Source organism: Allobosea sp. BH3, from assembly GCF_025499465.1.
Taxonomy (GTDB): Bacteria; Pseudomonadota; Alphaproteobacteria; order Rhizobiales; family Beijerinckiaceae; genus Allobosea.
The window spans coordinates 515,683-528,492 of record NZ_JAIMCA010000001.1 but is presented as its reverse complement, the minus strand read 5'-3'; the positions used below and the strand labels follow the sequence as shown (position 1 = coordinate 528,492).

11 protein-coding genes are annotated in these 12,810 nt (G+C 68.7%); 5 read left to right on the top strand and 6 right to left on the bottom strand.

All coding sequences use genetic code 11. From position 1 onward, the window contains the following. Nucleotides 1–105: 105 nt before the first annotated feature. On the top strand, nt 106–720 hold the full coding sequence (locus BoBH3_RS02545; RefSeq protein ID WP_262329181.1) for a GNAT family N-acetyltransferase: 615 nt from the start codon (nt 106–108) through the stop codon (nt 718–720). Nucleotides 721–888: 168 nt separating this feature from the next. Here BoBH3_RS02545 and BoBH3_RS02540 read toward each other — a convergent pair whose 3' ends face one another. From BoBH3_RS02540 to tsaD, 6 genes are all read right to left on the bottom strand, one after another. After that, nucleotides 889–1,608 (bottom strand): AprI/Inh family metalloprotease inhibitor, encoded by a 720-nt coding sequence (locus BoBH3_RS02540; protein WP_410050539.1) that lies wholly within the window; start codon nt 1,606–1,608, stop codon nt 889–891. Nucleotides 1,609–1,837: 229 nt separating this feature from the next. After that, nucleotides 1,838–3,790, bottom strand: coding sequence for an acetate--CoA ligase (gene acs, locus BoBH3_RS02535; RefSeq protein ID WP_262329180.1), 1,953 nt, complete (start codon nt 3,788–3,790; stop codon nt 1,838–1,840). A 137-nt stretch (nt 3,791–3,927) separates the two neighbouring features. Next, entirely contained in the window at nt 3,928–4,335 is a 408-nt protein-coding gene (locus tag BoBH3_RS02530) for an EVE domain-containing protein (RefSeq protein ID WP_262329179.1), read from the bottom strand. Beyond that, entirely contained in the window at nt 4,335–4,652 is a 318-nt protein-coding gene (locus tag BoBH3_RS02525) for a hypothetical protein (RefSeq protein WP_262329178.1), read from the bottom strand. Before BoBH3_RS02525 ends, BoBH3_RS02530 begins: the two co-directional genes overlap by 1 nt. Nucleotides 4,653–4,661: 9 nt before the next feature. Next, nucleotides 4,662–5,651, bottom strand: coding sequence for an NAD(P)H-dependent glycerol-3-phosphate dehydrogenase (locus BoBH3_RS02520; RefSeq protein ID WP_262329657.1), 990 nt, complete (start codon nt 5,649–5,651; stop codon nt 4,662–4,664). Between the two features lie 5 nt (nt 5,652–5,656). Then, nucleotides 5,657–6,727: a tRNA (adenosine(37)-N6)-threonylcarbamoyltransferase complex transferase subunit TsaD gene (tsaD, locus tag BoBH3_RS02515; RefSeq protein WP_262329177.1), complete on the bottom strand. Its 1,071-nt coding sequence runs from the start codon at nt 6,725–6,727 to the stop codon at nt 5,657–5,659. 277 nt (nt 6,728–7,004) lie between these two features. Between tsaD and BoBH3_RS02510 the strand changes: the two genes are divergently transcribed. From BoBH3_RS02510 to rpoH, 4 genes are all read left to right on the top strand, one after another. Next, a complete protein-coding gene (locus tag BoBH3_RS02510) occupies nt 7,005–8,873 on the top strand; it encodes a uroporphyrinogen-III synthase (RefSeq protein WP_262329176.1) in 1,869 nt (622 codons plus the stop codon). Between the two features lie 13 nt (nt 8,874–8,886). After that, a complete protein-coding gene (locus BoBH3_RS02505) occupies nt 8,887–10,584 on the top strand; it encodes a heme biosynthesis protein HemY (protein ID WP_262329175.1) in 1,698 nt (565 codons plus the stop codon). A 50-nt stretch (nt 10,585–10,634) separates the two neighbouring features. Beyond that, nucleotides 10,635–11,660 (top strand): RluA family pseudouridine synthase, encoded by a 1,026-nt coding sequence (locus tag BoBH3_RS02500; RefSeq protein WP_262329174.1) that lies wholly within the window; start codon nt 10,635–10,637, stop codon nt 11,658–11,660. A gap of 219 nt (nt 11,661–11,879) precedes the next feature. Then, nucleotides 11,880–12,776, top strand: a complete 897-nt coding sequence (rpoH, locus tag BoBH3_RS02495; RefSeq protein ID WP_262329173.1) for an RNA polymerase sigma factor RpoH — start codon at nt 11,880–11,882, stop codon at nt 12,774–12,776. Nucleotides 12,777–12,810: the final 34 nt, after the last annotated feature.

Genomic DNA, 12,810 nt, shown 5'->3' with positions numbered 1-12,810 from the left:
GGGCATCTTGCAATCGCGATCATCCTGCACGATGTCAGGGGCGAGCTAGGGAAGATTCGCCTCCTGGTCGGCAGCGCGACAGATGCGCTGTTCGGGAGATGACAATTGGCTCGATCAAAATCTGCCGGCAAGAAGACCGGCAACGGCGTCGTCCGGCGGTTGTGGCCGACGGAGCGCGAACTCTTCAAGGAGCACCTGCTCCGCTTGGATGCGACGACCCGCCACCAGCGCTTCGGCACGGCGGTGAATGACGCGTTTCTGGAAAATTACGCGACGACGACCTTCGGCGTCGGCGGCTTGGTCTACGCCTATGTCGAGGACGATGTCGTTCGCGGCGCGGCGGAGCTGCGCGGGCTCGATGACATCGTCGCGCAGACCGGCGAGGCCGCCTTCAGCGTCGAGACCGACTGGCGCCGTCGCGGCATCGGTTCGGACCTGTTCGGGCGACTGATCACGGCGGCGCGCAACCGCGGCGTCCGCACGCTCTACATGGCCTGCCTGCCGGGGAACGCGCCGATGCGCCGGCTCGCGGCGAAGTTCGAGGCCGATCTCGTCGGGGGCTATGCCGATATCGAGGGCGTGATCGCGACCGGCGGTCCGACGCCCTTCACCATCCTGGACGAGGCGCTCGACAACGCCACCGGCTTCGCGACGATGGCGCTTTCGATCCAGAAGAGCTTCTGGCCGACGACCTTGCTGGCGAGGGCCTGGGGGGCTTGAAGCCCTTTGTCATTCCGGGGCGGCGGGAGCCGTCGAACCCGGAACCGACGGCTGGCTGCCGCGCGTCGTCTGCTTCTTCCCACGCACGCCCGAAGCGAACCCCGTCCGCTCACCCGGTCGTGGGTTCCGGGTTCAGGCCTTTGGCCTGCCCCGGAATGACGGCTCGTTTCAGCGATTGAGCGAGAGCGCGGCGCCGGACTTGGTGACGGCGCCGTCCAGCGCACTGCCGCTCGTGGCACGCAGACGCGCGGCGACCGTGCCGCCCTGCTGGTAGAGATAGACCTCGCCGTCGCGATAATCCCAGGCCGTAATCCGCTGCAGGTCCTTGTTGGCGCAGCCCGAGGAGCTGGCGCGGTAGAGGTCGAGCGTCGGGGCGCTCGAGAGCTGAACGCGGCAGGAGCCACCGGTCGCCTCACGCGCGTTCCAGCTGCCGACCACGCTGTCGCGGCTCGAGGTGGGGCGGGGCGCCGCAGGTGCGGCGCCGAGGCCGGCGACCTGATTGTTGTCGCTGCCGCGCAAACCCGGCGCTTGCCCAGGCTGGCCGGCCGGAGGCATGGCCTGGCCCTGGGGCGGCGCGCCGGCATTCGGATCGAAGAACGGGTCCTGAGGTGGCGGCAGGCCCGGGGCTGCGCCCGCAGACGCCGAGGGGTAACCGGCTTGGGGGGCGGCGCCGGCCGGATAGCCGCCGGGCGGCGGCAGCGGTTCGGACTGGACCGGCGCGGAGACGATCGGCGGCGCCGAGGGCGGCGCCGGCTGGCCGTAATAGGGCGGATTCATCAGCGAGCCGGTGAAACGCTGGGAGCCGGCGCAGGCGGTCAACGCCAGCAGAGGCAGCAGGGCGAGCGCCTTGCCCAAGCGTGTGGGCGTCGCGGTCTTCATCGTCGTCATGCGGCGGGGGTTCCGATCAGGTCAGCCGAATGGGTGCGTCCTTATCACAGGAACTTCCTGAACGCGGCATGAGTATGATTCAAGCCCCTGCCGGAGCGTTTTCCGGCGTGCGTGGCTGCGTTGTACCGCTGACGACATCACAAAGCGCAAAGCGACGAAGCAGTTCGGGCATGGGCGCGCGCGGCGCTGGCCCGGACTGCTTCACTGGACTCGCCTTGGCGGGATTTCCTCAGCCCGCCTTGCGCTTGTTCTGGCGGTTCTCGATCAGGTCGTCGACGACGGCAGGGTCGGCGAGCGTCGAGGTGTCGCCGAGCGCGCCGAATTCATCTTCGGCGATCTTGCGCAGGATGCGGCGCATGATCTTGCCGGAGCGGGTCTTGGGCAGGCCCGGCGCGAACTGGATCAGATCCGGAGAGGCGATCGGGCCGATCTCGTTGCGGACATAGGAAACGAGCTCCTTGCGCAGATCCTCGCTCGGCTTCTCGCCGGTCATCAGGGTGACATAGGCGTAGATGCCCTGGCCCTTGATGTCGTGCGGATAGCCGACGACGGCCGCTTCCGAGACCGACGGATGCGCGACCAGCGCGGATTCGACCTCGGCGGTGCCCATGCGGTGGCCGGAGACATTGATGACGTCGTCGACGCGGCCGGTGATCCAGTAATAGCCGTCGGCATCGCGGCGGCAGCCGTCCCCGGTGAAGTACTTGTTCGGGTAGGTGGAGAAATAGGTCTCCATGAAGCGCTCGTGGTCGCCATAGACCGTGCGCATCTGGCCGGGCCAGCTATCGGCGAGGACGAGGTTGCCCTCGCAGGCGCCGGTCAGGACCTTGCCCTCGGCGTCGACGATCTCGGGCTTGACGCCGAAGAAGGGCCGCGTGGCGGAGCCGGGCTTGAGCGGAGTGGCGCCCGGCAGCGGCGAGATCAGGATGCCGCCGGTCTCGGTCTGCCACCAGGTGTCGACGATCGGGCAGCGGCGGTCGCCGACGACGCGGTGATACCACTCCCAGGCTTCCGGATTGATCGGCTCGCCGACCGAGCCGAGCAGCCGCAGCGACTTGCGCTTGGTCTTCTTCACCGGCTCCTCGCCCGCGCCCATCAGCGAGCGGATCGCGGTCGGCGCCGTGTAGAAGATGTTGACCTTGTGCTTGTCGATCACCTCCCAGAAGCGGGAGATCGTCGGATAGGTCGGGATGCCCTCGAACATCAGCGTGGTCGCGCCATTCGCGAGCGGCCCGTAGAGGATGTAGCTGTGGCCCGTCACCCAACCCACGTCGGCGGTGCACCAGTAAATGTCCCCGTCATGGTAGTCGAAGACGTATTGATGGGTGATCGAGGTGTAGACGAGATAGCCGGCGGTGGTGTGCAGCACGCCCTTCGGCTTGCCGGTCGAACCCGAGGTGTAGAGCAGGAAGAGCGGGTCCTCCGCCTTCATCTCGGCGGGCGGGCAATGGCCCGAGGCCTTGGCCGCCTCGTCGTGATACCAGACGTCGCGACCTTCCTTCATCGTGACATTGCCGCCGGTGCGCTTGACGACGATGACGGTGCCGATGCCGCCCTTCACCTTGCCGTCCGCCGCGTCGACATTCTTCTTGAGCGGGACGGCGCGGCCGCCGCGCAGGCCCTCATCGGCGGTGACGACGATCTTCGAATCGGAATCCTCGATGCGGCTCGCCAGCGAATCCGGGGAGAAGCCGCCGAAGACGACGGAGTGGACCGCGCCGATGCGCGCGCAGGCGAGCATGGCATAGGCCGCTTCCGGGATCATCGGCAGGTAGATGGTGACGCGGTCACCCTTCTTGACGCCGTTTGCCTTCAGGACGTTCGCGAACTTGCAGACTTCCGTATAGAGCTCGCCGTAGGTGATCTTCCGCGACTCGGAGGGGTTGTCGCCCTCCCAGATGATGGCTGTCTGCTTGGCGCGCGTCGCAAGATGGCGGTCGATGCAGTTATGGGCGACGTTGGTGGTGCCGTCCTCATACCATTTGATCGAGACCTTGCCCGGCTTGTAGCTGACGTTCCTGACCTTGGTGTAGGGCTTGAACCAGTCGATGCGCTGGCCCTGCTCGGCCCAGAACTTGTCGGGATCCTTGACGGAGGCCGTATAGAGCTTCTTGTACTTGGCCTCGTTTGCCCATGCCTTCTTCGCCCAGGCGGCGGGCACGTCGTAGATGATCTCGGTCATTCGGGCGTCTCCCCAGACTTGGGCCGTCTGTATTGCGCTTGCCCGGGAGGCCGGGCGTCGCTTCCTTGGAATTCGGCGCATCATAGGGAGCGAGCGCCGCGCGGCAAGCGCTTCGCGCTCGCACTTTCGTGGCAATACTAAAGTCCGCCCATCCTGCAGACCATGTCCCACTCCGCGTCCGTCACGGGCTGCACGGAGAGCCTGAACGAGGTGACGAGGGACATCCCGGCGAGCTTCGGCTCGGCCTTGACGGCGGCCAGCGACACGGGCTTCGGGAGCGGCTTCACGGCCTTGAAATCGACCAGCACCCAGGGCTCGCCGGGGATCCAGTTGTAGGACTCCTTGATGACCTCGACGATGCCGACGACCTCGAGCCCTTCGTTGGAATGGTAGAAGAAGACCTGGTCACCCTGCTTCATCGCGATCAGGTTGAGCTTGGCGGTATGATTCTTCACGCCATCCCAATGGGTGCCCTTCGCCCCGGCCTTGACCTGGTCATCCCAGGACCAGACCGAGGGTTCGGATTTGATCAGCCAGTGAGCCATCAGGCCTCGTCCTCCTTGAGCGGCGCCGGCGGCTGCGAGGCCGCCGCGCCCTGTTCGTTCCAGAACCGCACCATCTCGCGCGTCAGCGCCGCGTAATCCTTGGCGTCGAGCTCGACGCGGACCTCGCCCTCGCCGAAGGGCAGGATTAGCACGAAGCGATGCGTGCCCTCGGCCCGGCGCTTGCGATGCTGGATGACGGGGCTCGCGATTCGCCCCGCCAGCGGCACGGGCTCGCTCTCGGCGACGAGCTCCGAGCCGGTCGTCTTGCGGACTTCCGCGATGCCGCGCGCGACGCGCTTGGTCCAGTCTTCCGCCATCTCCCGCTCCTATCGTTCGGCCCGGATCGGCCGGGCCAGCAGCGCCGCGACCGCCTCCCGGACGCCGGTTTGTCCGGCAATGATCCCGGCCACCGCCTCGGCGATCGGCGTCTCGATGCCCTTGTCTTTCGCCATGGCGGCCAGTACCGGCGCAGTGAAGGCGCCTTCCGCCAAAGCGTTGCCGGCTGCTTCCATCGGCGTCTTGCCCTGGCCGAGCGCCAGCCCGTAGGAGAAGTTGCGCGACTGCGCCGAAGCGCAGCTCAATACGACGTCGCCCAGCCCCGAAAGCCCCATCAGCGTCTCGGGTTCCGCGCCGAATGCCTCTCCGAAGCGGCGCAGCTCCGCGAAGCCGCGCGCGACCAGCGCGGCGCGGGCGCTCTCGCCGAAGCCCAGCCCGATGGCGATGCCGGCGGCGATGGCGAGCACGTTCTTGGCCGCGCCGCCGATCTCGACGCCGCGCGGGTCATCGGAGTGATAGATGCGAAAGGCCGGCGAACTCAGCGCTTCGGCAAGCCCTTGTGCCAGAGCCGGGTCGCGAGCCGCGAGTGTCACGGCGGTTGGCAGTCCTCGCCCGATATCGGCTGCGAAGCTGGGGCCCGAGAGGATGGCGGCCGGAGCTCCCGGCAGGGTTTCGGCTATGATCTCGGTCGGAAACAGACCGCTCGCCTGTTCGATGCCCTTGGCGGCCGAGACCACCGGCGCGTCCGGCGGCAGCGTCTTGCGCAGGGCTTCGCAGGCGGTGCGCAGGCTCTGGGTCGGGACGGCGATGATGAGAGCGTCGCAATCGGCGAGATCGGCGAGATGTGCGGTGGCGCTGATGGTCTCGGGCAGCGCGATGCCGGGCAGGCGCGGCGTTTGCCGCGTGCGCTTGATGGCGGCGACAGCCTCGCCATCGCGAGCCCAGAGCCGAACGTTGCGCCCGGCCCTGCTGGCGGCGAGGGCCAGCGCCGTGCCATAGGCGCCGGCGCCGACGACGCCGATGCGTGCATCGTCCGGCATGCTGCTCATGCGACGGTCTTGGGATTATCTGAACGCGACTGGGCCGAGAGTTCGTCCAGTGGCCAGCGCGGGCGGGCGACCGCGCCCATGTCGTCGACCATGCCCAGCCGCAGCCGCTCGATCCCGGCCCAGGCGATCATCGCGCCATTGTCGCCGCAGAGCACCAATGGCGGAGCCACCATCGGCAGGCCGGCCTCGGTAGCCAAGCGGCCGAGGCCACGGCAGATCGCCTGATTGGCCGCGACACCGCCGGCGACGACGAGAGTCGACGGCGCGATCCCGGCCTCGCGGCAGGCGCGCAGGCCGGCGCGGGTCCGGTCGACCATGACGTCGACGACCGCCGCCTGGAAGGAGGCGCAGAGATCGGCGACGTCGTTTTCGGAGAGCGGCGCGATCCGCTCGGCCACGAGCCGCACGGCGGTCTTGAGGCCGGAGAGCGAGAAGTCCGGGTTCGGCCGGCCCTGCATCGGCCGGGGAAAATCGAAGCGTTCGGGATCGCCCTTCGCCGCCTCGCGCTCGACCGAGGGGCCGCCGGGATAGGGCAAGGTGAGCATCTTGGCGATCTTGTCGAAGGCCTCGCCGACGGCATCGTCGATGGTGCCGCCGAGCTTGAGATAGTCGCCGACGCCGCGCACGGCGAGGAGCTGGGTGTGTCCGCCCGAGACCAGCAGCAGGAGATAGGGGAAGGCGAGATCGTCGGTCAGCCGCGCGGTCAGCGCATGGGCCTCGAGATGGTTGACCGCGATGAAGGGCCTGCCGGTCGCGAGCGCGATCGCCTTGCCCGCGGTGAGGCCGACCATGACGCCGCCGACGAGGCCTGGCCCTGCGGCCGCTGCCACCGCGTCGATGTCTCCGGGCTTCAGGCCGGCATCCGAAAAGGCACGGGCGATGATGCGGTCGATCGCCTCGACATGGGCGCGCGCCGCGATCTCCGGCACGACTCCGCCATAGGCGGCATGTGCGGCGATCTGGCTCAGGACCTCGTTCGACAGGATCTTGTGCTCGCCCGAGCGCTCGATCGAGACGATCGCGGCCGCGGTTTCGTCGCAGGTCGTCTCGATCCCCAGGACACGCATGATCGCTCGATTAACCTCGCGGAAGGGGCGGTGGGACGATTGCCGGGTTCCGGCACTGTCCCGCCGGCAATTCCTTCGTATAGTGCGCAGAAGCTCGCAAGGCCAATGGGCCTATCTCGGGGTGCTGGCTGAACGCCCGGTCCGAGGGCCGCAACGACAAAAAAGGGGAGAGGGCGTGCGCAGAATCATTGTTCCGCCTCAATGCGGCATGATCGCGGGATACCGCATGCTTCGCGGATCGTTCTGTGATCGTTGCCGGTGCCGTCAGGAGCATTGAATGCGCGTCTTCGTCTTTCGTCCCGAGCCCGATGCCGAACGGACGGCCCGCATTGTGGCCGATCACGGCTTCGAGCCCATGGTCGCGCCGCTCTTCAAGGTCGTGCGGCTGTCGGACATCGCGCCTGAAGGAAGCTTCGACGCGATCGTGCTGACCAGCGGCAATGCCGTGCCGATGCTGGCGGAAGGGCCGGCCGACTGGCGCGACCTGCCGGTCTTCACCGTCGGTGCGCGCACGGCCGCCAAGGTCCGCGAGGCGGGGCTGGACGATGCCCGCAGCGCCGATGGGGACCGCAACGACCTGATCGACCTGATTGGCCGGACGCTGCCGGCCCCGGCGAAGCTGCTGATGATCGCGGCGCGCGATCGCAAGGAGGATGTCTCCGAGCGGCTCAAGGCCGCAGGCTATGACGTCGCGCTGTGGACGGCCTATGCGGCCGAGCCGGTTTCCGCCCTGCCCGAGGATGCGATTGCCGCGCTGCGGCTCGGCAAGGTGGATGCGGCGCTGCATTATTCGGCGCGAGGGGCGCGCACCTTCATCGCATTGGCGCAGGCCGCCGGTGTGGTGGATGCGGCGATGGAGCTGACACATGTCACGCTCTCGGCCGACGTTGCCTCGCCGCTGATCGCGTCGGGGGCCAGCACGGTGCTCGTCGCCGAATATCCCGAGGAGGCGGCGATGCTTTCGGCGCTGGAGCAGGTTTTGGCGCGTGATGCCGCGTCTGCCAAGCCGGCTACGAAGCCGCGCGGCAGCTTGAAGCGCACGCCGCCCACCATCGAGCTGACCGCCGAAGCCATTCCGGAGGAGTCGGAGCCTGTCGCAGTGCAGGCGGATGCCGCCGTCGAGGCGCATCCGCCGGAGGCTGTCGCGCCGACCGAGGCACTGCCCGAGGAGTTTACGCCTCCGCCCGTCGCGCCGGCTTCCGCGCCGGCCGAGCGCATTGCACCGGCGCGTATGCCCTGGCTCGCCGTGGCCGTGGCGGGGCTGGCCGGCGGTGTGGTCGGGGCGGGGCTCGTCTTCCTGGGCCTGAACCAGGACGCTCCGACGGTGAGCGTCGAGCAGATCGTCGAGCTGCGCAACCGAATCGATGCCGTGCAGACGAGCGCCGCAGCGACCGACCGCAAGGCGACTGGTGCTGCAGAGGCCGCGGCCAAGGCCGGCTCCGACGTCCAGGGGGTTACCAGCAGGATCGCGGGGCTGGCCAATGCCCCGGCGACCGACACGAGCGCTCTCGCGGCGCAGGCCCAGCGCGCCGAGGCCGCGGTCGCGGCGCTCGGTCAGCGGCTCGATCAGGTGAGCGGCAGGGTCGGTGCGGTCGAGACGCAGGCGAAGAGCTCGGCCTCGCTGAGCCCGGAAGCGACGGCGGCGGCCCGCATCGTGCTGGCCGAGCGGGTACGGCAGGCGCTCGCGGCCGGGCGCCCCTTCGCCGGTGAGGTTCCGGCGCTGACCAAGCTCGGCGTCGCACCGGCCGAGGTCTCGGCGCTGACGGCCGTAGCGTCTTCCGGGGCGCCGACGCGCGAGACGCTGCTCGCGGGTTTCCGCAAATACGGCGCGACGTTCCAGCGCGAGGTGATGCCGGCTTCCGAGAGCTGGACGGAGAAGCTGATCGGCCTCACGAGCCGGATCGTCACCGTCCGCCCGGTCGGCGACAATGGCTCGAACGACCCCGCGACGCTGCCTGTCCGGCTCGAAGCCGCCATCGCCGCCGGCGACATGGTGCGGGCGGCCGCGCTATGGGGACAATTGCCGGAGCCGGCGCGGCGTGCCAGTGCGGATTTCGGCACCGATCTGCAAAGGCGTGCGGCGGCGGATGCGGCGATCGCCAAGATCGCGCAGGATGCGGTCGCGGCGCTCGGCGCGGCGGGCTGACGGAGAGGGGTTCATGGTTCGCGTTCTCGTCTATCTCGCCGTCTTTGCCTGCCTTGCCTTCGGCGCCGTCTGGCTCGCCGACCGGCCCGGCGAAGTCTCGGTGCTCTGGCAGGGCTACCGCATCGACACCAGCGTCGCGATCGCCGCGATCGGCGTCGTCGTGCTCGCCTTCCTGTTCCTGCTGGTCTGGGCGATCGTGCGCTTCGTCTTCGGCCTGCCTTCCGCCTTCAGCCTGTCCTCGCGGGCGCGGCGCCGGGCGCGGGGCTTCGAGGCCGTCTCGCGCGGCATGGTCGCGATCGGCGCAGGCGATCCTGTCGCGGCGGGGCGCTACACCGGGGAGGCGCGCCGCTTCGCGCCGGGCGAGCCGCTGACGCTGCTGCTGGAGGCGCAGACCGCGCAGCTCTCAGGCGACCGGGGCCAGGCCGAGGCCGCCTTCAAGGCGATGCTCGACAAATCCGAGACGCGGGTGCTCGGCCTGCGCGGCCTCTTCGTCGAGGCGAAGCGCCGCGGCGACATGCAAGGCGCGCGCGCCTTTGCGGACGACGCCGTGCGCCGCTCACCCTCGCTCGCCTGGGCGAATGACGCGCTGCTCGATTTCCACGTCAATGCCGGGGACTGGCATGCCGCCCGCACCGCCGTCGAACGGCGCGCGGCGCTCAGGCTAGCCGATAAGCCCGAGGCGCGGCGCCAGCGCGCGGTGCTGCTCGCCGCCGAGGCGTTGCAGGCGCGCGACAGCGAGCCGGAGAAGGCGCTGGCGGCGGCGCTGGAAGCCGTGAAGCTCTCGCCCTCGCTGACGCCTGCCGTGGCGCTGGCCGGGCGGATGCTCTCGGAACGCGGCGACGTCCGCAAGGCGTCCAAGCTGCTCGAAGCGGCCTGGAAGGAAGCGCCTCATCCCGATATCGCGGCCGCCTATCTCGATGCGCGCACCGGCGACTCCGCGCTCGACCGTCTGGCTCGCGCGCAGACCCTGACGAAGCTGCGGCCCTCCGATCCGGAGAGCGTGCTGGCGCTGGCCGGGGCGGCGATCCAGGCCCGCGAATTCCAGAAGGCGCGCGACGGGCTGAAGCCCCTGCTGGCGGGCGGAGCCTCAGTGCGTGCCTGCCTGCTGATGGCGGAGCTGGAGGAGGCCGAACACGGTTCCGCCGGCCGCGTGCGCGAATGGCTGGCGCGGGCGACGCGGGCGCCGCGCGACGCGGCCTGGGTCGCGGACGGGCTGGTCTCCGACCACTGGATGCCCGTCTCGCCGATCACAGGCAGGCTCGACGCCTTCGTCTGGACGGTTCCGCCAGCAACACTGAGCAGCCAGGCCCCGATGCTCGACGATGTACTGGCCGATCTCGACGACGCGCCCAAGCTGATCGAGGCCAGGGCCGAGGCCGTGACGACGATCGAGCCGGAAGCCGTCGCGCCGCCTGCGCCGCAGCCGACAGCAGAACCGGCCGCCGCCGCGGTGCCCGAGCCGCCGCCACACGAGGATCCGAAGACGGAGCTCAAGCCCGCCCCGGTGGTCGAGGCTATGGCGGTCGAGGCCAAACCTGTCGAGGCGAAGCCCGTGGAATCGAAACCTTCGGGCGACGCGGCTTCACCCAAAGAGACGCCGAAGGCATCGCCCAAGCCGGTGATCTTCCCGGTTTCCCATGCGCCCGACGATCCGGGCCCGGAAGACGAGCCGCCGCCGGAACCGAAGAAGACCTTCCGGCTGTTTAGCTGAGCCAGCGGAAAAGGCGTGCGGCCGGCGGCCATGCGCCTTATAGCGGCGCGATGGACTCCAATATCGATCAGAATGGAACAACGCTCGCTGTCGGGCCCGAGCAGGCGGGCCTGCGCCTCGACAAGGCGCTGGCGCTGCTGGCGGGCGAGATTTCGCGGGCGCGGCTGCAGCAGGTCATCAAGGAAGGCGGCGTGCACCTCAACGGCGCTGTCGTCAGCGACGGAAGCCGCAAGGTGGTCGAGGGCGACACGCTCGCTCTGGTGATGCCGGCTGCCAAGCCCGCCGACCCTGTGGGGCAGGATATCCCGCTCACCGTGGTCCATGAGGACGACGACCTGATCGTCATCGACAAGCCTGCGGGGCTCGTCGTCCATCCGGCCGGCGGCCATGAGGACGGCACGCTGGTCAATGCGCTGATCGCCCATTGCGGCGAGAGCCTTTCCGGCATTGGCGGTGTCCGGCGGCCGGGCATCGTGCATCGGCTCGACAAGGATACGAGCGGGCTGCTGGTCGTCGCGAAGAACGATCGGGCGCATCAGAAACTCGCCAAGCAGTTCGCGGATCATGGCCGCACCGGCCCGCTGCAGCGCGCCTATCTCGCCATCGTCTGGGGTGCGCCGCGCCTGCGCGAGGGCACGATCGATGCGCCGATCGAACGGTCGAGCCGCAACCGCGAGAAGATGATGGTGGTGAAGGAAGGGCGCGGTCGCGAGGCGATCACCCATATCACCCTGCTCGAACGCTATCCGCCCCTGTTCAAGGGCGTGGGCGAGGCGGAGGCGCTGGCGAGCCTGATCGAGTGCCGGCTGGAGACCGGCCGCACGCATCAGATCCGCGTGCATATGAGCCATATCGGCCATCCGCTGCTCGGCGATGCACTCTACGGCTCCGGTTTCGCCACGAAAGCCGCAAGACTGCCGCCGGACGCGCAGGCGGCGCTCACTGGCCTAGGCCGGCAGGCGCTGCATGCGGCGGTGCTCGGTTTCGAGCATCCGCGCACCGGCGAGGAGATGCTGTTCGAGTCCGAGCCGCCGCAGGATTTTGCAGATCTGCAAGCAACGCTCGCGAGGCTGTGAGCGAATCCGGCGTCTTTGCCACCTTTCCGCCGGGTTGAGTTCGCATATACTGGGGCTATTCGGATGCGGATGGCCAAGGGGGCGCCGCATGCGAGGCATCCAGCCGAACCGCGAGCCGGTTTCATGCGTTGGATCGCTTTGCAGGGTCCGGAGCCTGCGCGAAGGTTGATCGCGCGGAGGGCCTGCCGCAAAGCGGGGGCCTCTATGAGGAGAACGAGCATGGCGAGTGCTTCGCTGCCCGTCCTGTCCGCCGAAGGCGGGCTTTCACGTTATCTCGACGAAATCCGCAAGTTCCCGATGCTGGAACCGAGCGAGGAATACATGCTGGCCAAGCGCTGGCGCGAGCATGGCGACCGCGACGCGGCGCACAAGCTCGTCACCTCGCATCTGCGGCTCGTCGCCAAGATCGCCATGGGTTATCGCGGCTACGGCTTGCCGATCGGCGAAGTCGTGTCGGAAGGCAATGTCGGCCTGATGCAGGCGGTCAAGCGGTTCGAGCCCGAGAAGGGCTTCAGGCTGGCTACCTATGCGATGTGGTGGATCAAGGCCTCGATCCAGGAATACATCCTGCGCTCCTGGTCGCTGGTCAAGATGGGAACCACGGCCAACCAGAAGAAGCTGTTCTTCAACCTGCGCAAGGCCAAGAGCAAGATCTCGGCGCTGGGCGAGGGCGATCTGCGCCCCGACCAGGTCAAGCAGATCGCGACCAAGCTCGGCGTCAACGAGCAGGACGTGGTCGACATGAACCGCCGCCTCGGTGGCGACGCCTCGCTCAACACGCCGCTGCGCGAGGATGGCGACGGCGAATGGCAGGACTGGCTCGTCGACGACAGCGAAAGCCAGGAGCGCCGCCTCGCCGATTCGGAGGAAGCCGACAACCGACACACCGCGCTGCGCGAGGCGCTGAGCGTGCTGAACCCGCGCGAGCGGCGCATCTTTGAAGCGCGTCGCCTCGCTGATGACCCGATCACGCTCGAACAGCTTTCCGAAGAGTTCGGCGTGTCGCGCGAGCGCGTCCGCCAGATCGAGGTCCGCGCCTTCGAGAAGGTACAGGACGCCGTGAAGAAGGCGATCACCCGCATCGAGGCGCCGCGTGCGGCGCTGCCCGCGGCGTAAGCCAGTCACGGGTTCGGAGTATTCAAAGGGGCGC